Source organism: Rhizobium sp. 01T444 (genome assembly GCF_056398305.1).
This window is the reverse complement of sequence record NZ_JBFTPD010000024.1, coordinates 75,315-96,728: the sequence shown is the minus strand read 5'-3', so window position 1 is coordinate 96,728 and position 21,414 is coordinate 75,315. Positions and strand designations below refer to the sequence as shown.

Annotated in this window: 16 protein-coding genes; 9 read left to right on the top strand and 7 right to left on the bottom strand. The window is 59.7% G+C overall.

What is annotated here, in order from left to right; genetic code table 11:
• Positions 1-115 precede the first annotated feature (115 nt).
• From AC1DTN_RS26850 to AC1DTN_RS26840, 3 genes are all read left to right on the top strand, one after another.
• Positions 116-1,375 (top strand): class I SAM-dependent methyltransferase, encoded by a 1,260-nt coding sequence (locus AC1DTN_RS26850; RefSeq protein ID WP_477923305.1) that lies wholly within the window; start codon positions 116-118, stop codon positions 1,373-1,375.
• A 50-nt stretch (positions 1,376-1,425) separates the two neighbouring features.
• The gene (locus AC1DTN_RS26845) at positions 1,426-2,004 is read left to right on the top strand and encodes a histidine phosphatase family protein (protein ID WP_439014224.1); all 579 of its coding nucleotides are present in this window, start codon (positions 1,426-1,428) and stop codon (positions 2,002-2,004) included.
• Between the two features lie 117 nt (positions 2,005-2,121).
• Complete coding sequence (locus AC1DTN_RS26840; protein ID WP_310378487.1) at positions 2,122-2,931, top strand: MipA/OmpV family protein; 810 nt, start codon at positions 2,122-2,124, stop codon at positions 2,929-2,931.
• Between the two features lie 24 nt (positions 2,932-2,955).
• On the opposite strand, the gene AC1DTN_RS26835 is transcribed toward AC1DTN_RS26840, so the two are convergent.
• Positions 2,956-3,747, bottom strand: coding sequence for an SDR family NAD(P)-dependent oxidoreductase (locus tag AC1DTN_RS26835; protein WP_439014225.1), 792 nt, complete (start codon positions 3,745-3,747; stop codon positions 2,956-2,958).
• Between the two features lie 161 nt (positions 3,748-3,908).
• Entirely contained in the window at positions 3,909-5,810 is a 1,902-nt protein-coding gene (locus AC1DTN_RS26830; protein WP_477923303.1) for an autotransporter outer membrane beta-barrel domain-containing protein, read from the bottom strand.
• 557 nt (positions 5,811-6,367) lie between these two features.
• On the opposite strand from AC1DTN_RS26830, the gene AC1DTN_RS26825 reads away from it, so the two are divergent.
• A complete protein-coding gene (locus tag AC1DTN_RS26825) occupies positions 6,368-7,045 on the top strand; it encodes a FadR/GntR family transcriptional regulator (RefSeq protein WP_439014227.1) in 678 nt (225 codons plus the stop codon).
• Positions 7,046-7,193: 148 nt separating this feature from the next.
• Positions 7,194-8,153 (top strand): 4-hydroxybenzoate octaprenyltransferase, encoded by a 960-nt coding sequence (gene ubiA, locus AC1DTN_RS26820; protein ID WP_477923301.1) that lies wholly within the window; start codon positions 7,194-7,196, stop codon positions 8,151-8,153.
• Positions 8,154-8,230: 77 nt separating this feature from the next.
• On the opposite strand, the gene AC1DTN_RS26815 is transcribed toward ubiA, so the two are convergent.
• Entirely contained in the window at positions 8,231-8,797 is a 567-nt protein-coding gene (locus AC1DTN_RS26815) for a DUF6101 family protein (RefSeq protein WP_007817899.1), read from the bottom strand.
• A 300-nt stretch (positions 8,798-9,097) separates the two neighbouring features.
• On the opposite strand from AC1DTN_RS26815, the gene AC1DTN_RS26810 reads away from it, so the two are divergent.
• Complete coding sequence (locus AC1DTN_RS26810) at positions 9,098-12,844, top strand: DUF1217 domain-containing protein (protein WP_477923300.1); 3,747 nt, start codon at positions 9,098-9,100, stop codon at positions 12,842-12,844.
• Between the two features lie 35 nt (positions 12,845-12,879).
• On the opposite strand, the gene AC1DTN_RS26805 is transcribed toward AC1DTN_RS26810, so the two are convergent.
• From AC1DTN_RS26805 to AC1DTN_RS26795, 3 genes are all read right to left on the bottom strand, one after another.
• Positions 12,880-14,310: an FAD-binding oxidoreductase gene (locus AC1DTN_RS26805; protein ID WP_477923299.1), complete on the bottom strand. Its 1,431-nt coding sequence runs from the start codon at positions 14,308-14,310 to the stop codon at positions 12,880-12,882.
• Between the two features lie 19 nt (positions 14,311-14,329).
• Entirely contained in the window at positions 14,330-15,304 is a 975-nt protein-coding gene (locus AC1DTN_RS26800) for an L-threonylcarbamoyladenylate synthase (RefSeq protein WP_477923298.1), read from the bottom strand.
• 90 nt (positions 15,305-15,394) lie between these two features.
• Positions 15,395-16,003 (bottom strand): DUF6656 family protein, encoded by a 609-nt coding sequence (locus AC1DTN_RS26795; RefSeq protein WP_113323041.1) that lies wholly within the window; start codon positions 16,001-16,003, stop codon positions 15,395-15,397.
• Between the two features lie 392 nt (positions 16,004-16,395).
• On the opposite strand from AC1DTN_RS26795, the gene AC1DTN_RS26790 reads away from it, so the two are divergent.
• Together AC1DTN_RS26790 and AC1DTN_RS26785 are read left to right on the top strand one after the other, a co-directional pair.
• Positions 16,396-17,640, top strand: a complete 1,245-nt coding sequence (locus AC1DTN_RS26790; RefSeq protein ID WP_477923296.1) for an aromatic ring-hydroxylating oxygenase subunit alpha — start codon at positions 16,396-16,398, stop codon at positions 17,638-17,640.
• 144 nt (positions 17,641-17,784) lie between these two features.
• On the top strand, positions 17,785-18,270 hold the full coding sequence (locus AC1DTN_RS26785) for a BA14K family protein (protein ID WP_477923295.1): 486 nt from the start codon (positions 17,785-17,787) through the stop codon (positions 18,268-18,270).
• A 54-nt stretch (positions 18,271-18,324) separates the two neighbouring features.
• Here the strand turns inward: AC1DTN_RS26785 and AC1DTN_RS26780 are convergent, their stop codons facing one another.
• The gene (locus AC1DTN_RS26780; RefSeq protein ID WP_477923294.1) at positions 18,325-19,317 is read right to left on the bottom strand and encodes a transporter; all 993 of its coding nucleotides are present in this window, start codon (positions 19,315-19,317) and stop codon (positions 18,325-18,327) included.
• 311 nt (positions 19,318-19,628) lie between these two features.
• Between AC1DTN_RS26780 and AC1DTN_RS26775 the strand changes: the two genes are divergently transcribed.
• Entirely contained in the window at positions 19,629-21,407 is a 1,779-nt protein-coding gene (locus AC1DTN_RS26775; protein WP_477923293.1) for an acyl-CoA dehydrogenase, read from the top strand.
• Positions 21,408-21,414 lie beyond the last annotated feature (7 nt).

The following is a 21,414-nucleotide window of genomic DNA, read 5'->3' as shown; positions in this document are numbered from 1 at the left end:
GGCAAAAATGTCACACTTTGGCAATGGAATCTGCGGAGTGCTAAATCCGGCGCTTGTAAGGCAGAAGAGAGCTATTAAGTTGATGTGACCATCCTGTCACATTTGCGAGGCGTCCATGGCGTCGGCATTCTTATCGATTGTCCAAAAAATTGTCCGAAAGGGTTCTTTGGCCCTTACTCTTGCCAACGGCGAAACCCACACGATTGGCGACGGCACCGGGGAACTGGTTGCCGTTCGTCTTGCCGATCAGGAAGCCGAGGATGCGATCCGTCGCGATCCGACGCTGAAGCTCGGCGAAATGTATATGGAAGGCCGGTTCATTCTCGAACAGGGCGACATCTACGACTTCCTCGCTCTGGTGAAGCAGAACACCACCAACGAAATCTTCGATTTCAAGATGGCCGCCCTGCTGATCGGCCGCATTGCCATGCAGCAACTCAAGAGCCGCATGCCGATCAACCACAACAAGCGTAATGTCGCCCACCATTACGACCTCTCCGAAAAGCTCTTCGAACTCTTCCTCGACGAGGACTGGCAATATTCCTGCGCCTATTTTGATCCGCCCGGTATCAGTCTGGAAGAAGCGCAGGTCGCCAAGAAGCGCCACATCGCGGCAAAGCTCATGCTGCGGCCGAACCAGCGCGTGCTAGAGATCGGCTCCGGCTGGGGCGGCATGGCCATGTATCTGGCGGAATCGACGCCCGGCCTAGACGTCACTGGCATTACGCTCAGCGAAGAGCAGCTGAAGATTTCCCGCGAACGGGCAGAGAAACGCGGTCTTGCCGATCGCGTCCGCTTCGAGCTGCAGGATTATCGTTACATGAACGGCAGGAAGTTCGACCGCATTGTCTCGGTCGGCATGTTCGAACATGTCGGCATCGGCAATTACGGCAACTTTTTCAAGAAGGTGCACGAGCTCCTGGATGACAACGGCATCATGCTTCTGCATTCGATCGCGCGTCCGAAGCCGAGCTTCGCCACCAACGCCTTCATCGAGAAGTACATCTTCCCGCAGGGCTACATTCCCTCGATCGCCGAAACACTGGTGCCGCTCGAAAAGGCGGGCCTGCTGACGCGCGACGTCGAAGTGCTCCCGCTGCATTACGCCTATACGCTGCGCCACTGGCGCGAGCGCTTCGTTGCCCGCAAGGCCGAAGCCGTGGCGCTTTACGACGAGAAGTTCTTCCGTATGTGGGAATTCTATCTGGCCGGCTCCGAAATGGGCTTCCGCTGGGATGAACTCTTCATCGAGCAGATCCAGATCACCAAGAACCAGTTCGCGACGCCCGATAACCGGAATTATATTCCGGAGAACGAGGCAAAGCTTAGGGAATTCGAGGCGGCGCGTCCGCCATTGGAAAAGTTTACCTTCTGATATTGAAAGCGCGGCCTGGCCCGCGCTTTTTTCTTTTTGGAGAGCCGGATATGAGCGCATTTCCCGAAATCACTCTTGTACGCCACGGCGAGACGGCATGGTCGCTATCCGGCCAGCACACTGGCCGCAGCGATATTCCGCTCACCGCCAATGGCGAGGCTGCGGCCCGCGCGCTCGCTCCGCGGCTCGCAGGTCTTTCCGTCTCCGCTGTCTGGTCCAGCCCCTCGCAGCGGGCGCGCAACACATGCGCACTCGCAGGTTTCGGGGAGGGGGCCGTCATCAAGCCCGATCTCGCCGAATGGGATTACGGTGCCTACGAAGGCATCACCACCAAGGAAATCCTGTCGAAACGTCCCGGCTGGCGGCTCTTCCGCGACGGCTGTCCGGATGGTGAAGCCGCCGCCGATATCGGCGCTCGTGCCGATCGCATCATTGCCGAATTGCGGCAGGCCAATGCCCCGGTCCTGATCTTTTCGAGCTCGCATTTCCTGCGTGTGCTCGGCGCCCGCTGGCTCGGCCTGCCCCCGGAAGACGGCTCCCGTTTCATTCTGGATACGACGAGCATCAGCGTTCTCGGCTATGAGCACGATTTGACCGAACCGGTCATCCGCCGCTGGAACCAGAAGTAATTTCCCATCCCTTCGATCTTTCCGCCTTGGTTAAGATAGAGGTAACACCCTCGCTATAAATGTACCGATCGCCGCCGTCCGCGGCCGTTCTTGTATTGCGTTTCCTGGAGTGCGGATGTGTTTAATCGATCTGTCGTATCGATCTCTTTAGCTATTGCTCTTTCCTCTTTCGGCACCGCCTCCGCCCAGGAAGGCGGCCATTGGTGGTCCGGCGACTGGTATCTGAAAGTCGGCGTATCAGGCTTTTCCGCGCCGAAATTCGAAGGCGCCTCAAGCAACGAATTCAAGTTCAGCCCGCTGATTTCGGTCGGTCGTCAGGGCGCCGGTCCGCGCTTTTCCTCGCGCAACGACAATCCATCCTTCGCGCTCGTCGATAACAGCGGCTTCCGCGCCGGTATCGTCGGTCGCTATGTGCCTGAGCGTGACCAAGACGACGACAGCGATCTGCACGGCCTGAAGAAGGTCAAATGGGGTGCGGAAATCGGTGGTTTTGCCGAGGTTTATCCGACCGACTGGCTGCGCGCCCGCGCCGAAGTCCGCCAGGGTATCCGCTCCCATGACGGTCTCGTGGCCGACGTGGCGCTTGACGCCTTCACCGATATCGCGCCCGATCTGCAGCTCTCCGGCGGCCCGCGTGCCACCTTTGCGACGAGCGGCTACTTCCATTCCTATTACGGCGTCAACGAAGCGCAGTCAGCCGCAAGCGGGCTGAAGCCTTATGATCCCTCGGGCGGCATCCAGTCCTATGGTGCCGGCACCGCACTCACTTGGAACGCGACTGAGAACCTGTCGACGAGCGCCTTCGCGGAATATAAGCGCCTTGCCGGTCCGGCCGCTGACAGCAGCCTTGTGCGCGAGAAAGGTTCGAAGAACCAGTTCCTGATCGGCTTGTCTGCGAGCTACAAGTTCAATTTCACGCTGAACTGATCCAGCCGCCCGAACGGGTCCAAATCACACCCAGCCGCCGTCGACGATGAACTGCTGACTTGTGCACATGGCGCTGTCGTCGGCTGCGAGAAACAGCGCCATGCGGGCGATGTCGGAAGGCTGCAGTCTGTCCGGCAGGCACTGACGCTCGGCGATCTGCCGCTCGCCTGCCTCATTCAGCCAGAGGCTCATCTGCCGTTCGGTCATCACCCAGCCGGGCACCATGCAATTGACACGGATTCGCTCGGGGCCGAATTCGCGGGCGAGCGCCCGCGTCATGCCCCAGATTGCCGCTTTCGCCGTCACATAGGCAGGGCAGTCCGGATCGCCGACCATCCAGGTGATCGAGCCGAAATTGATGATCGAGCCGCCGCCGAGCGCCTTCATGAAGGGTCGGGCGGCTTGTGCGGCGAAGAACTGATGACGCAGGTTGATCGCCATGCGGTCATCCCAATAGGCGACGGTTACGTCCTCCGTCTGGTGCCGGTCGTCATTGCCGGCATTGTTGCAGAGAACCTGAAGCGGGCCGTTCTGCGCAACCGCTTCACCGATCGCGTGCTTCAGCGCCTCGATATCGCGCAGATCGCAGGGAATGAAGAGCGGTGCGGCATGACCATCGGCATCTATCGCAGCGACAAGCTCGCGGCCGCTCTCCTCGGCGATATCGACGAAGGCGACCCGGCTGCCCTGGGCACAAAAGTGCCGCACCAGGCTTTCGCCGATGCCGCTTGCACCCCCGGTGATGAACACGCTTCTGGCTTGGAGGCTCGGATAGCTGGCGTAGGTCACAAGATTGTCGCTGGCATCTCGGCTCATCGGGAACTCCGGAAAAGAATGTCGTAAAGGCTGGTGGGCCGCGCACGAACGTGCCGCCCGACTGTATCAAACGGAAGACGCCGCAGGCACCCCGGAAGCGCTGCGGCGTCTTTTTTCAACGGTGTTCAGAACCCGGACCTGCGGCGGACTTCAGGCCCGGTTCAGAAGCTCACGTTGAAATTGATCTTGACCGCATGGTCCTGGGTATCGCCCGCAATCTGACCGGCGTAGGATGCGCCGATCGTTGCGTTTTTCGCCAGGTTGAAATCCAGGCCGGCTTCCATGGTCAGTGCATTCTCGGCAATCGGGGCGCCGACGGAATCGAAGCTTGCGCCGGTATTGAAGGCGAGTTTGGAGCTCGGCGTGACATCGCCATAGGCGTGCCGCCAGCCAAGCATGCCGCGCACGGTCGCCTTGGTATCCTGCAGATCGATATCGGTGGAGGCGCGAATGCCGAACGTGGTGAAAGCGGTGTCCATGCTGGACGATCCGGTTGACAGCGCTGCGATCGTGCCGCCTTCTTCCGAGAAGGCATCGCTCTTCAGGCGAGCATAGGCGAGGTTGGCGAAGGGCTCGAAAGCGGTATCTTCAAAATCCATCCGGTAGGCCAGTTCCGCGAAGGCCTGGGTGGTGCGGGCGTCGTAGTCGGCCGACAGGGTCTCGTTGAAGGCTGGGAAGACGACATGGCGCTTAGTGCTGATATCGTGCGAGGTATAGAAGACGCCGGTGCGGAAGCCCAGCGCACCCCATTGCGTGCCGCCATAGATACCGAGATGGACGTTATCGCTCGAGCCGGATGAGGTGCGGGCATCGACATCAAAACTGGTATTGCTGTAGCCGGCCATTGCGCCGAAGCGCCATGTCCCGACCGCCGCATCGACGCCGAAGACGATGCCACCGGTCGAGTGATCGAAATCGGCCGCGTAGCCCGCTCCCTCGGTCGTGCTCTTGGCGCCGATCGCCTGGCTCCAGATGGCGAGGCCTTCGGTGTCGCTGATAGCGCCTGTCAAACCGTTCTCGTCATAGGAGGTGACCTCCGACATGGGCGTGCCCACTGCGCTGAACGCCGAGCGGAGGCGCTGGCCGACCGCATCGTCGAGATAGAGGCTGTCCTGGATGAAGGCGCCCTTGACGCTGGAATGGATCTCGCCGGAGAGCGCATTGCCGTAGGGCCGCAGATAACGATAGAAGCCGATGGACTCGTCGATCAGCGGATCGGGCTGTTCGCGGTTGATGACATAAAGCGACCAGCCATCCTTGGTCCAGCCGAAGGAGAGGCCCTCGACTTCCTGGTCGCCGGGAGTGTCGAGTTGGCCGATCTCTTCCACTTCGCCTGTCGTCAGATTGGCGCGATAGAGCGATTTTGTATCGCTTTCGGTGGAGAAATACATCCAGCCATCAAGGATCTTGCCGCCCTGTGCCTGGTCGATCGTCCTCGAAAGGGGAATGTACTGCTTGAAGGAGCCGTCGGAGAGATTGTAGACCGCGATCTCCGTGGAGTTGTCATAGGCCATGCCATAGAGGAGGCCCTTCTTGGCATCCACGGCCACCCAGCTCGCGACGTCATGCTTGCCATGCGGAGGGGTCAGGGCGAAATACTTGCCCGTATAGGTCATGTCGCTCGCGTTATAGATCGCAAAGACCGGCGTGTTGTATTTCTCGCCAGTGATCGGATCGCGGGTGCTGGTATCCAGCGAGATGTAGAGGTATCCGTCGGCGTAATCGATGTCGCCGATATGATTGAGGCCTCTGGGCGCACCGGCAAACGGGTTTGCCAGGGCCGGATCGATCGCGCTGTTGTCGCGCGTTATCGTGTTGAAGTTGCCGTCCGCCTTGTCCAGCGCGTTCGTGCCGGAAAAGTACCAGTTCTTGCCGTCCGTCGTCACGCCCTGGCCGCGATAGGTGATGGGATCGTCGGTGAATGTAAACTTCTCGACCATGATCCAGGGCTCGACGGCATAAGCAGGCATGGCCGTCGCGCAGAGGAGAGCGGTCAGGACGAGCGGTCTTGCCGCTTGCGCCATGGGCGCCGTGGTTGAGGGACCTCTGGTCATGAATGGCATTTCAAGTTTCCTTTTCGTAGGGCAAAGGCTGCTTGATCGCAGCCGAGAGGGGCCGCCGACCTGATGGCAGGCGGCGGCGGTGAAGGCGGCGTGATGAAAGCGCAGTGATCCGCTGACAGGCCGCGAAGGCCGGTCGGTCGTGATGCTTTCATGGAGAGTGGGGTGCGTGCTGGTTCAGCGCGCGTAGTCGAACCGATCGAAAATGCGATTATACATTTGCGATATTCGAGTTATAAATCGCGTCATTTTCAAATGTTGAAAATATAGACACAGAAATATAGAATAAAATCGGGATCTAAGCTCGAAATTTTGTCAGTAAATCCATCATAAATCTTCCATTTCTGGGACTCTGATTCTACTTAAACACGTTTATCMAAGTTTATTCATGTATTGCGAGTTGACGTCACTAAAGAGACTGTTCTATGAGAGCGGTAATAGGGGAGCGATATGACAATAGTATGAATAGTATGAAGAATAGGAAGAATGCGAAAGCCCGTCTGGCTCTCGCGGCGCCGTTGCGCATGGAGGGGATGGTCGGCAGCAGCCTTCACACGAGGGTGCTCAATGAGATCGGCCAGAGCATCGTGCGCGGTGATCTTTTGCCCGGCGATCCGTTGCCGAATGCGGATGACTGGAGTGCCGCGCATGGGGTAAGCCGCACCGTATTGCGTGAAGTGATCAAGGTTCTGGCCGGCAAGGGCATGGTGGAATCGCGTCCGAAAATCGGCACCCGCGTGCGTCCGCGCAGGGACTGGAATTTTCTCGATCCGGATGTGCTCCTGTGGCGCTACGGCGGCAGGACCACCGCCGAGGACGCCCGTTCGCTTTTCGAGTTGCGCCGTGCGATCGAGCCGACCGCCGGTGCGCTGGCGGCCGAACGCGCCACCGCGGCAGAGATCGAGCATTTGCGTGGTCTGCTCGCCGAGATGGAGCGGGCGGGCGATGACGGAGCGCGTTTTGCCGTGCCGGATCTTGCTTTCCATCAGGCGATCCTACGCATGTCCGGCAATGAATTGATCGGTTCGTTGGCGGCGCTGATCGAGACTGCGCTGGTGATCAGTTTCCGGCTTTCCGACGACAATCCGCAGGGCCAGAGCCATTCGCTGCCGCTGCATCAGCAGGTCGTGGAGAGTATGGCAAATCGCGATTCCGCCGGCGCGAGCAAGGCCCTGGTTTCTTTGCTGGACGGGGCCGAGGAAGATGTGAGGCGTGCCCTGGCCGCGCGTCAGCGATAGATATGCCGGCCAGTGATCCGACGATGCTCTCCTTCGTGCCGCGGGACAGGAGCCTTGTGGCATAAGCGGATACGATCGGGCAGCAGATGGTGGAGCTCGCCGGCGATGGAGTCTTGACCGTGGGCGCTGCCCATCGCTAGATGACCGTATGCAACAGATTGACGGTCTCAACGGGCGCGTTGCCGATGCGCCCTCGGATAATTGGGTTTATCGCATCCTGCCGCCCTGGCTGTGGCCCTATGCGCAGCTTGCGCGCTGGGACCGGCCGATCGGCTGGCAGCTCCTCATGTGGCCCTGCTTCTGGTCGGCGACCCTTGCCGCCAATGCGGCAATCGAGCCACGCGTCTTTTCTGGCGCCCTGTTGCTCTACCATCTGTTCCTGTATTTTATCGGCTCTGTCGCCATGCGCGGCGCCGGCTGCACCTATAATGACCTTGTCGATCACGAGATCGACATGCAGGTGGCGCGCACTCGCTCTCGTCCACTGCCCTCGGGTCGTGTAACGCGCCGGCAGGCAAAGATATTCATCGGACTGCAGGCGCTGGTCGGCCTGTTCGTGCTGTTGCAGTTCAACTGGTTTGCGGTGCTTCTCGGCGTGCTGTCGCTCGGGGTCGTCGCCCTCTATCCCTTCGCCAAGCGCTTTACCGACTGGCCGCAATTCTTCCTCGGTCTTGCCTTTTCCTGGGGCGCGCTCATGGGCTGGGCAGGGATTTTCGGCAGCCTCTCCTTCTCTGCCTTCCTGCTTTTTCTAGCCTCGGTCGTCTGGACGATCGGCTACGACACGATTTATGCCCATCAGGACAAGGAGGATGACGAGCTGATCGGCGTTCGCTCCACCGCGCGCCTGTTCGGCGAGTGCACGCGTCTGGCGCTTGTCGGCCTCTACGGACTGACGCTGGTGCTGATGTTCCTGTCCTTTGCGCTTGCTGGTGTCGGCCTTCTGGCCTTCGTCGGTCTGTTGATTGCCGCCGGAATGTTCGCCTGGCAGATCAGGACGCTCGATATCAACGACGGCGCCCAGTGCCTCGCGCTCTTTAAATCGAACACCCGAGTCGGATTGATCATCTTTCTCGGCCTGTTCGTCTCGCTGCTTTTTGCCATTCCCTGATCTGAAGTGAAAAATGACCCCGAAATGAAAAACCCGGCACGATGGCCGGGTTTTGAAATCGGTTCAGAACGTATCGCTCAGCTGCGGGCGATGATTTCCTTGCCTTCGATCTTCATGATGACGCCGAGCTTGCCGGTCGTGCGGCGCACGAGGAAGCGCGGGCGGCGGTTTGCGAAATAGGAGTGACGACGGCGCGGCTTCATTTCGCTGGTGCGCAGTCCGCCAAGATGTTCTTCGAGAGGGCGGGCGACACCGTCGGCTTCCACCATCAGCATGGGAATGCCGAAGGCTTCCGACCAGCTGCGCCAGTCGGCCGCGATATCGCCGAGATCGTGGGCGACGAGCAGCGGAATGCAGAGTTCCGGATCTTCGTGATGCAACTCGAGCGTCACGGTGACTTCACCATTGCCGTGGTCGATGGCGCGGGCTGCAACGCCTTTGAAGACGCGCCGCGGYAAGGCGATGGAGAGCGGCAGGCCGCTGGAGGGGAGAATCTTGCGCAGGACCGCGCCGCGTTCGTCGATCGTTATGCTGACGTCACTGGCATGGTCGTGGATGGCGTAGCTTACCTGCTGCGGAAAGCGAGACGGATCAAGACGCAATGTCGTGCCAGCCCAGACGGGCTTCAGAACGGTATTCTTCATTTCATTTCTACCCTTGTCTTACCTGAGAGCCGGTTTCCGGTCTTCTCCTCGGGACTTTTCGTCCTCTGTGGTCTGACAATAGGCGGCCCCCGTTCCGTACAGCTTAAAAATTGCGGTTAAAGAAATCCTGCCTCCCGGAATGGTTAGCAAAACTGAATATGGCAGGGTTTCCGGATGGTGAACGCGCCCGTGTCTTAAAGCGGGACAGCTTCAGGTAAGTCTCGGGTAAGCTTTGCGTGGCAAAATGTTCGCACCAATGGTCCGTCATTCTTTAAAGACTTTGCTGAAAAGGGCGCATTTATGATCACGGCATCCCTGGCATACGTCATTCTGTCTCGTGATATGCCTAAGAGTCTGGACCGCGTCGCCAATCAGACGCAGGTCAAAAAAGACGCCCAGTATTACGCCGACAACATCAACAAGGTGAAGGACGTCGACGACTTCCTTGGCGACTACAAGCTCTACAGCTACGCCATGAAAGCCTATGGTCTTGATGACATGATCTATGCCAAGGCCTTCATGAAGAAGGTTCTGGAGAGCAATCTCACGGATGCGAACAGTTTCGCCAACAAACTTTCCGACACGCGCTACAAGGAATTCGCCGCCGCCTTCAACTTCAATGCGCCGCCCAAGGATATTCAAACGGACGCGCAGGAAGACGATCTGATCGGCCTCTACAAGCAGTCCTTTGCCGACGCGGCACAACAGACTGCCACCGAAACGAAATATTACAGCGCGCAGATGGATGGCGTGAAGACCGTCCAGGACTTCGTCGGCAATTCCCGGCTGCTGAACTACGCGTTGAAGAGCGTCGGCATCGACCCGACATACATGTCGAAGGACTACATCGCCAATGTCCTGACCACTGACATCAGCAAGCTTGGCGGCAATGCGCCTGATCCGAGCGATCCGGCTTACGATCCGACCAAGACATATATCGGTGACAAGCTCTATGCGCTCGCGCAGCAATTCAACTTCAAGCCTGACAACGGCGACACCCAGTATTTCCGCAACAATATCGGTTCGGTGCAGTCGGTCGACGACCTTCTAGCCGATCCGCGCCTGCGCACGGTGGCACTGCAGTCCGTCGGCATCGATCCGGCAACGGCCGATAACGCTTTCATCAAGATGGTGCTTACAAGCGATCCGGCCACACTTGGCGGCGACGCTCCCCTCAACAACCCTAATCCATCGCTCAACTATGTCGGCGACAGATACAAGGAACTTCGTTCTTATTTCAACTTCAACGCCGATGGTTCGGTCAATGGTTCGGTGCAGAATTCCGGCCAGACCGACACGGTCGCGGAGCTATACGCTTTCCGCGCCCCCGTAGTCGGTGGCGCCGCCCAGACCGCGACACAGAAGAACAACGTCATCGAACAGTATAACATCAAGACTGCGCCGCAGATCGTCGACCGCGACGGCACGGCGAGCGATGTGTACTATACCAGCCAGGTGATGTCCGATCTCAACAAGAGCTACTATCTGTCCAAGATCGGCACGATCACCAATGTCGATCAATTGGTCAACGACAAGCGGCTTGCAGATTATGTTCGTGCCGCATTCGGTATGGATCCGGGCTTTACGCAGCTGAAAAACGTCCTTACAGATCCGGCCTATGCCCGTTCGGTCGATTTGGGAGATGCCTACAAGGCCTTCAATTTCAAATCCGACGGTACGGTCTCTCCGACGGAGCGCGCGCAATCCTACGATCAATTGACGGGCATAGTGAATGCCGCGTCGAACGTCTCGAGCTACTTCTCGAACATGATGAAGCCGCCGGGTGGCGTCAGCCCGATCGACAACGTCGACGAACTGCTTTCGGACAAGATGTTGGCCTCCTATATCAAGGATGCCTACGGCCTTGGTCAGGATTTCAGCAATGCCGAACTGAAGAACATCCTCACGGATTCCGCCTATGCCGCTACCGCAGGCCATCAGAACATCCATGATGCCTTCAATTTCAACGCGGATGGCTCGGTCACCTTCCAGACGCAGCCGGATGGCAGTGTTGTCGGCGCCCAAAATACTCTCCAGCTTCAGGGCATCAATCAGCTCGTTGCGAACAACTCTTCGTATTATCAGGTCAAGCTCAGCGACCTTTCCAACAACGGCGCGACCGCGGCGGTCGACGTATTCCTAGCCGACGGCAGAGCCGTGAGCTTCCTGCGCTCCAGCATGCAGATCGGCAACGACATCAGCGACACCACGCTTCGCAGCATTCTGACCGATCCAACGGTCGCGGCTGCCCAGGGCTATAGCGACGTCTATAAGCTCTTCAATTTCCACCAGGACGGCACGGTCGCCCAAAACACCCTGTCGCAGAGCGCCGGCCAGGTGGCCGCGATGACTAAGAAGGCAGACGACGCTGCCACCTATTACGGCAGCACTATGTCTTCGATCACCAGCGTCGATCAGTTGCTGGGCGACCAGAAGCTCAACAGCTACATCCGTTATGCCTTCAGTATTCCGACGAGCGTTTCGGATACCGATTTGCGCAACATTCTCACCGATCAGAGCGACACCGGACCCTATGCCAATGTGAAGGCGGCGTTCAATTTCGCGGCGGACGGCACTGTCACTCCCGGTTGGGCGCAGACCTCCGCACAGATGGCTTCTGTGAATTCGGCGGCTAACGCGCGGGAACAAGGCGTTCTGGACCGGATGGGCGACGTCAATGATGTCGATCAGCTGCTCGCTGACTCGTCCCTGACGGACTATCTGAAAATGGCTTACGGCCTAGCCTACGACACGAGCAACGCCGAGCTAAAGAATATCCTCACCGATCCGGCCCATGCTGCTTCCGTCGGCCAGGGCGATCTCAACGCCGCTTTCAATTTCGGCTCGGATGGATCGCTGCCGACTTCGACCACCGCCCAGACGGGCGAGCAGACGACGAACACGTCAGACAATTACGGCGCTCGCGTCAACAGTCAGGGCGACGATCTCATTGACCGCATCATCGCGAACTACAAGTCGCGAATGGACGACGCCAAGGGCGTAAAGAGCATCAATGATTTCATGAAAACCAATGCCACCGCCGATACGCTCCTCGGCAACGACTCCTATCCGGATCTTTATCAGATGTCGCTGCAGGCTTACGGCCTGACGACGAACGACGTGTCGCGCTCCACCATGCGCAAGCTGCTGGTCAGCGACCCCTATGATCCGAAGGGATATGTCGCATCCTTCAAGGACGACCGTATCACCAAGATGGTGCGCGCTTTCAATTTCGGTTCCGATGGCAAGGCTGCCGAGCCCCTGTCGGCTCTGTCTGCCGCCACCTTGGCGAAATATGCGACCGATTATAAGTCGCACGTGACCATGCTCATGAAAGACGGCCCCGCAAAGGACCGCGCTTCCAAGGATGCCACCAAGGAAGTGGATTATTTCGGCAAGACCATTCCAGGCATAACCTCGCTCGACGATTTCCTGGCCGACAAGCGCCTGACGGATCTCGTGCTGAAAGCAAATGGCCTCGATCCGAAGAAATACGACAAGGATACGCTGAAGAAGATCTTCACCTCCGATCCTGATGACAAGAAGAGTTATCTCAACACCACGGCTGACGCGCGCTTCAAGGAGATCGTCGCCTCCTTCAATTTCGACAAGGACGGCAACCTGACCCGTGCCAAGATGGGTACGATCCAGGACAAGCAGGCCGAAGCGAATACGCAGCAGCAGTATGTGCAGATGACCCTGGAAACCCAGGAGGGCGAAAAGAATGATGGCGTTCGCCTGGCGCTCTATTTCAAGCGCAAAGCCGGTGACGTCACCTCGCTCTACCAGATCCTCGGCGACAAGGCGCTCTATCAGGTCGTCCAGACGACCTATAGCCTGCCGGCGCAGATTTCGTCGATGGATGTCGCCAAGCAGGTCGATCTCCTCGGCCGTTTCGTGAAGCTAGAGGACCTGCAGGATCCCAAGAAGGTTGACAAGCTGGTCAAGCGCTTCACAGCCATGTACGACATCAAGAACAACACGCAGCAGTCGCCGGCGCTTCAGCTTCTGACCGGCGGCACCGGCCAGGCGTCATCGTTGCTTTAATAATAGTGTGAGCCTCCTAGAGCCCAGGAAAGGTTCTAGAGGCTCACCACCTTGTCTGGGTTCATGATGCCGGCCGGATCGAAGGCGCGCTTGATGCGGCGCATCAGTTCCATCTCGATTTCCGGCCGAATCGACGCGAGCTCATCACGCTTCAGCTGACCGATGCCATGCTCGGCGGAAATCGAACCGCCATGGGTAAGCACCAGCCCATGCACGATATGGTTCATCTCGTGCCAGCGGGCGATGAAGGCATCCTTGTCGGCACCGACAGGCTGCGAGATGTTGTAATGGATGTTGCCGTCGCCCATATGGCCGAAGGCGCAGATGCGTGCGCCGGGCATTGCCGCCATCACCGCCTCCGCAGCCTCGTTCATGAAGTGCGGGATCTTCGAAACCGGCACGGAAACATCGTGCTTGATCGAACCGCCCTCCGGCTTCTGGGCGTCCGACATGCTCTCGCGCATGTGCCATAGCGCCTTCTGCTGCGCGACGGAGGAGGCGATTGCCGCATCCTGAACAAGTCCCGCTTCGAAACCCTGCTCCAGAACGGCATTCATCATCCTCTCGGCCGTTTCGGCGGAATCGGAGGTGGAGATGTCGATCAGCACATACCAGTCATGCGGCGTTTCCAGCGGATCGCGCACGCCATCGATATTGCGCGCGGTGATCTCGACGCCGAAGCGCGGCATCAGCTCGAAGCCGGTGAGAGAGGCGCCGCAGAGGCTGGAGGCAAGGTTGAAGAAGGCGAGCGCATCCTCGACCGAGGACAGCCCGGCAAATGCCACCTGATGGCCGAGCGGTTGCGGGAAGAGCTTCAGTACCGCGCCGGTGACGATCCCGAGCGTGCCTTCCGCGCCGATGAAGAGATCGCGCAGATCGTAGCCGGTATTGTCTTTCTTCAGGCGGCGAAGGCCGTCCCAGATCTCACCGGTCGGCAGCACGACTTCGAGGCCGAGGCAGAGCTGGCGCATGTTGCCATAGGCGAGAACCGCTGTGCCGCCTGCATTGGTGGAGAGATTCCCGCCAATGCGGCAGGAGCCTTCCGAGCCAAGCGAGAGCGGAAACAGGCGGCCATGTGCCTCGGCCGCTTTCTGCACCTCGGCCAGGATCGCGCCGCCGTCGGCGACCAGCACGTTTGCGACCGGATCAACATCGCGGATCTTGTTCATGCGTTCGAGCGACAGGATGACGTCCGCCTTGCCCTCGCGCGGCGTCTGCCCGCCGACGAGGCCGGTATTGCCGGTTTGCGGCACGATGGCCGTGCCGGTTTCGGTGGCAAGCTTCATGATCGCGGAGACTTCCTCGACCGTACCGGGTTTCAGTAGGAGAGGGGAGGAGCCGTGATAGAGGCCGCGGTTTTCAATGAGGTGCGGCGCGAGATCAGCTTCGCTGCGCAGCGCATATTTCTCGCCGACGATGGCGGTGAAACGTTCGATGATCTCTGGAGAAATGCTTGTGCTGCTCATGGAGCCCGGTCCCTCTTCCTCACTCACGCGGTGCTGCCGCTCGCCGCAGCCGGTCATTGATTGCCTCTCCAAGTCCTTCGTCGGGAATCGGCGAAAAGGCGATCACGGCGGCGCCGCTGGCGTCAGCCTTCTTCATGTAGTCGAAAAGATTGGCGGCCGCTTCCGAGAGATCGCCGCGCGGGCTGAGGTTCAGCGCGATCGCCGCTTGCTCGGCCCCTGCCACTCTGTCCGGACCGAAAGCAATCAACGCTTCACCGGGTTCCAATGCCGTGGCTTCGAGCCGGACGGCCGCGCCCGGCGCGTAATGTGAAGCGAGCATGCCCGGCGCTTCGATCGCTGCGGTTGCCTTCTTCGAACGCAGCAAACGCTTGCCTGCCACCCGCTCGATCTCCTTGGCCGGCAGTCCGCCGGGCCGCAGCAGTCGCAGTTCGCCGTTTTCGACCTTCACGATCGTCGATTCCACGCCAACGGTACTCGCGCCTGCGTCAAGGATGAGAGGTATCTTTGCCCCCAGATCAGCCTCGACATGGGCAGCGCTTGTGGCGCTCACCTTGCCGGATGTATTGGCGCTCGGAGCCGCAAGCGGCCGCCCGAAGGCCCGGATCAGATCGCCGGTAAAACCTTTCGGTATGCGGATGCCGACGCTGTCGAGGCCCGCGGTCGCCAGCGCATGGATCGCGGTGCCGGTCCTCAGGGGCAGTACCAGCGTCAGCGGGCCAGGCCAGAAGGCTTCTGCCAAAGCGCGGGAGATCGGATCGAATTCGGCATAGGTCTCTGCCATCGCAAGATCCGCCATGTGGCAGATCAGCGGATTGAAGCGTGGCCGCCCCTTGGTCTCATAGATGCGGGTGATCGCCGCCGGATTGGTGGCGTCGGCGGCAAGGCCGTAGACGGTCTCGGTCGGAATGGCGATCGCAAAGCCTTCGCCGAGCGCCGCGCAGCCGGCTTCGAGTGCCGTCTGCCTGTCCGCCTTGATGTCGATTATTCTTGCCATGTCCTGCCCGGTTTTACTGCGGCAGTCATTAGGCTTTCCTTGCGGCGCGATCAATCCCGCCCGAAGCTTGTAGATCAACTGTCGGCGAACCTACAGTTGGCGGATGATCTGGCGAAGCTGCTCGTTGCGGGCGCCGAGCAGGAGGATGTTGCGGATGGCGATCTGCGGATCGTTGGTGCGGAAGAGCAGGCCGTTGCCCCGCACCGAGCGGTCGACCACCATCCTCTCCGGCGTGCTTTCACCCGGCTTGATCGCCACGGCGAAATACATCCGGGAATTCTGCACCGCGATATTGTCGAAGAAATTGTCGTTGTCGCCGATGTCGGAATAGAAGTTGGCGATGTAGAAGGCCCATGCCACTTCGTCGTAGCGAGCGAATTTGGTGCGTGCGGCCGTGACGTGGCAGTAGCCGAGATGCGGGCTATCGGCCAGCGTCCGGTGGAAGATCATCTTCGGAAACTGGATCGCGCGGTGGAAGCCGTTGATGTTCTGGTGGGTCTTTTCGCCGGCGGCCTGCAGCTTGCGTGCGGTCTTTTCAGCCACTTCCTCATGGGTGAGATAGCGGCGTTCGTCCGGGAGCCAGTCTTCGCGACGGCGGCTGATGCGGCCGGTGCGCAGGAATTCAGAGTGCTTGGCGAAAAGCCGCGGTTCTGTAGGCTTGATTTCTTCCCGCGTGTCGAAATATCGAAGTTTGGCCATGGCTTCCGCAGTCTTCGCTGTGTGGGTCGTCGGCAAGGATAGGATTTCGTGCTTAACACGCTGTTAAAATAGCGCGAAGAAGGCGCGAGAGCTGGGTTTGCGAGCGGCATGTCGCAAATGCGACAGTGCCTCGCCGGCCACATTGGATTCGCTTATGTCTAACGAGTCATCAAATGTCGCAATTGACGATGATCAAAGGCGAGTGAAGGTTTCCGAGGACGACCCGGCTCCCTGTCGTCAATTTCGAAGCGGATGTCGCTTTACAACCAAGCGACCGGCATGCTCGGTGCTTAAATAACGCCATGACCAGTTCTCCGGAGGGAGAAGGAAGCGGGCGCGCTTCCGCTGCCGTGCTCGAAAAGAGTAGCAGCCACATGCACGAGGATAGGCAGATGGATATTCGCAGCAACGTTTTGCGCCAGCTCAAGAGCCGCCGCGAGGGTTTCAGTCTCGAACAGCCCTTCTACATTGACGAGGATTATTTCCGTCTGGATATGGAGATGATCTACTATCGCGACTGGCTGTTCATCGGCCATGATTGCGAACTGCCGAAGCCAGGCGCCTACTTTACCGTCCAGATCGGCGAATATCCCGTCGTCATCGTGCGCGGACGCGACAATGTCATTCGCGCCTTCCACAATAGCTGTCGCCATCGCGGCTCGCGCGTCTGCACCAAGGAGCACGGCTCGTCGGTACGGCTCGTCTGCCCCTATCACCAGTGGACCTACGATCTCGACGGCAAGCTCGCCTTCGCGCGCCACATGGGCGATGATTTCGACAAGAGCGGCTACGGGCTGAAACCGGTCCATTGCGAAATCGTCGCCGGTTACGTCTTCATCTGCCTCGCCAATGTCGCGCCGGATTTCCAGACCGTGCGCGACAAGGTCGAACCCTATATGGCGCCCCACCACATCAGCGAGGCCAAGATCGCCTTCCAGAGCACCATCATCGAGAAGGGCAACTGGAAGCTTGTCTGGGAAAACAATCGCGAGTGCTATCACTGCGCCGCAAACCATCCCGAGCTCTGCCGCACCTATCCGGAAGCGCCGAGCGTGACAGGCACTGATGGCGGCGCCGACGATCCGGAGATTGCCGGCCACTGGGCGCGCTGCGAGGCCGCCGGTCTACCGAGCAAGTTCCAGATCTCGCCGGACGGGCAGTTCCGCACTGCCCGCATGCCGCTGATCGAGGATGCCGAAAGCTACACCATGTCCGGCAGGCCCGCCGTCAAGCGCCCGCTCTCCGACGACGTGAAGATCGGCCACATCGGCACCATGCTGCTCTTCCACTATCCGACGACCTGGAACCATCTGCTCGGCGACCACGCCATCTCCTTCCGCGTGCTGCCGCTCAGCGCCAACGAGACGGCGGTGACGACCAAATGGATCGTTCACAAGGATGCTGTCGAAGGTGTCGATTATAACCTCGAGGAACTGACGCACGTCTGGACCGAGACCAACGACCAGGACCGCCGCATCGTCGAAGAGAACGCCTTCGGCATCCGGTCGCCGGCCTATGAGCCCGGTCCTTATTCGCAGGTCCACGAAGGTGGCGTCATGCAGTTCCTCGAATGGTATTCGAACTTCATGGTCAACCGGCTGCAGGGCGATCAGGCCAAGCTCTCGGTCGTTGCCTGAAGGCGATCGTCACCGGTTAATGTCCAGTTCATTTCGCCTCCGGTAGAGATGGAGTGTGGGTGCCGTTTTCGGGTCTTTCGGGAACAATTCTCCGTTTTGTCCGTTATCCGGCAGGCTTTTTTCGCTCTTAATCGGAGACATGCAATGTTTGGGCTGAGTAAGAGGGTCGCGACTGCGGTTATGGCCGCCGCTGTCGTTGCGACGAGCTTCGTGCCATCGCTAGCAATCCAGATGCCGACCGCCCCGCAGGTGGAAAAATCTTCGCCTGTCGAAAACGTCCAATATCGCCGTTACTATCGTCCTGGCTACCGCCACGGCTACTATCCGGGCTACCGCCCCGCATATCGTTCTGGCTGGTACGGCGGCTATCGCGGTTATTCCTATTATCGTCCGGGCTACCGCCACTATGACGGCTACTGGTATCCGCTAGCAGCCTTTGGCGCCGGTGCCGTCATCGGCGGCGCTATCGCGGCGCAGCCGCGCTACTATGCGCCCGCGCCGGCTCCCTCGGGCATCAATCCGAGCCATGTCGCCTGGTGCGAAAACCGCTACCGTTCCTACAGGGCCTACGACAATACGTTCCAGCCCTATAACGGTCCGCGCCAGCAGTGCTACTCGCCTTACTACTGAGGCGAAACCAGAGATCGAGATTGAACGCCCGGCCATCGAGCCGGGCGCTTTCGTTCAGAGAATATCCACCCGCTTCAAGAGCCACCAGGCCAAGGCGATGGAGGCGAGGATGAGCCCCACGGCATATTCCGTACCGTAGTCTCCGACGGCAAAGGGCAGGTTGGCCGTGTTCATGCCGAAGAAGCCGGTCACCAGTGTCGGCGGCAACAGGAAGGCCGTCATGATCGACAGGATGTAGAGGTGGCGGTTCGTCTCCGATGAAAGCTTGGAGTCGATTTCTTCGTGCAGCAGCCTTGCCCGGTCCTGCAGCGCGTAGACATCGTGGTCGACTGTCTCCAACCGGCTCGTCAGTCGCCCGGCAATATCGTCGAAACCGAAGGGCATTTCGTCTTCGTCGGAGGCTGCCGCTCGCCGCATCAGCGCAAGGACCGTGCGCAGATGGCGATGCAGGCGCACGATCGTGCGACGGACGGGAGCGAGCCTGCGGCGTTCGTCACGCGGCGCGTTGTCGTAGACGAAGTCCTCGATCAGGTTGAGCTCTTCGGTGAGCTCCATGACGACGGAGATCAGCGTACGCTGGAACTCGGTCACAAGCAGCTCGAAGAGGTCGACGGGGCGGGCGAACTTGCCGGCATTCTTCTCGATCATCACACGTGTCCGCTCCACGCTTCTCAGCGGCTGCAGGCGCGTGGTGATGATGAAACGGTCGGAGATGGCGAAATGCAGCCAGCCGAGATCGGCCGTGTCCTGATCGAATTCGCGCTGGCAGTCCACCAGCGTGCCGTAGAGCATCTGTTCGTCGACAGTCAGGACCGCGTGCGTGTCGCGCGTGGTCAGCGCCGACTTGGCGTCATCCATCACGCCGAGCGTGTCGAGCAGAGCGGGCACGCGGGCATCGGCGAGGTTGAGATGCAGCCAATAAAAACCGTCGTCCACGGTCAGCTCTGCGGCCGTCGCGCTGTTTTGCAGTCGCGCGGCCTTCTTGCTTTCCGGCGAGAAACGGTAGGCCCATACGAGGCCGGGTATGTTGACGGGCAAGGTATCCATTATTGCCGATCCTCTCGCGAAAGCGATCAATCCTACTAAAGCATGTCGCGCAAAACTGTGTAGCGGTTTTGCGATAACGACATGCGTCAAAACAAAGGCCTGAAGCGTGGCAGCGGATCTGAAAGATCGCGACACGCTTAGAGATTCTCCATGACGTCTGTTTGTGCAAGTGCACAAGCGAAAAGGCGCTCTCGATCAAGGTTATCGACGGAAACCAAATTGACGTTTACGTAAAAATCAATTAGCTCTTCGAATCGAGGCGCTTGTGCACCGGCTCTGCCGTGCGTGAGCTGAATGCGGAGGAAAATAAGATGTATAAGGCGCCTGTCGAGGAAATCGCGTTCACGCTGAAGCATGTCGCCGGCATGGCTGAGGCGATCGACGACGGTCTTCTCGGCGATCTTGGCGAGGATCTCGTCGATGCCATTCTTGCCGAGGCGGGACGATTTGCCACGGAGGAAATCGCCCCTCTCGCCGATATCGGAGACCGCCAGGGCACCCGGCTTGCCGACGGTGAGGTGAAGACGCCGGACGGCTGGCGCGACCTCTACCGCAATTGGGCCGCAGGCGGCTGGAACGGCCTGACCGCGCCGGAGGACTTCGGTGGCCAGGCTTTGCCGCACATGCTGAATGTCGCGGCCCTCGAAATGTGGAACTCCGGCTCAATGGCTTTCGCACTCTGCCCGACGCTCACCATGGGTGCCGTCGAGGCGCTGAACGTGCATGGTAGTGCCGCTCTCAAGGAAAAATATCTGGCGCGCATGGTGTCCGGTGAATGGACCGGCACGATGAACCTCACGGAACCCCATGCCGGCTCCGATCTCGGCGTACTGAAGGCGCGCGCCGAGCGCCGTGAGGATGGTAGCTACCGCATCTTCGGCCAGAAGATCTTCATCACCTGGGGCGAGCATGACGCGGCCGACAACATCATCCATCTCGTGTTGGCGCGCCTGCCGGATGCGCCGGCCGGCACTCGCGGCATCTCGCTTTTCCTCGTGCCGAAATTCCTTGTCAATGATGACGGCTCGCTCGGCGCCCGCAACGATCTTCACTGCCATTCGCTCGAACATAAGCTCGGCATTCACGGCTCGCCCACCTGCACCATGATCTATGGCGACGGCAAGTTCGGCGAAGAGAAGGGTGCGATCGGCTGGTTGATCGGCGAGGAGAACAAGGGCCTCGCCTGCATGTTCACGATGATGAACAATGCCCGACTTGCCGTCGGCATGCAGGGTGTGGCGATCTGTGAAGCGGCGACGCAGAAGGCGMTYGCCTATGCMAAGGAGCGCACGCAGGGCAAGGCCCCTGGCTGGAGCGGCTCCGGCATGAGCCCGATCATCGACCATCCCGATGTCACGCGCACGCTGCTCACCATGAAGGCCCTGACGCAGGGCTCACGCGCCATCGCCTATGCTTGCGCCCATGCGATCGATATGGCGCATCGCGCCAATGAGCGACGCGAACACTGGCAGGAGCGCGCTGCGCTGCTTACGCCGATTGCCAAGTCCTTCGCGACGGATGCCGGCGTCGATGTCGCCTCCCTCGGCATCCAGGTGCACGGTGGCATGGGCTTCATCGAGGAGACAGGTGCCGCTCGCTATTTGCGTGATGCCCGCATCGCCCCGATCTATGAAGGCACGAACGGCATTCAGGCAATTGATCTCGTCACCCGCAAGCTGCCTTTGTCTGATGGCAAGCAGGTCAGGGGCTTCATTGCCGAGCTGAAGGCGATCGCCGAGGCTGTCCACAGTTCAAATCTCGACGGTTTCGGCACGACGGCCAACAGGCTGGAGACAGCACTTGCCGATCTGGCAGAGGCTACCGACTGGCTTCTCGCGCGCCTTGCAGAGAGCAAGTCCGCCGAGGCCCTGTCCGGCGCAACCCCCTATCAGCGTCTGTTCGGCCTTGCGCTCACAGGCTGCTATCTCGCCAAGGGCGGCCTTGCCCGCACCGCGGATGGGGCAGGCGAGGGCCGTATCGCGCTCTGCCGTTTCGCAGCCGAAAACCTTCTGTCCGAAACGGCGGCGCTGAAAGACCGTGTCGTCAACGGTGCCAATAGCCTTGCAGCTGCCCGCACCGTCCTTGCCTGAGGAGACT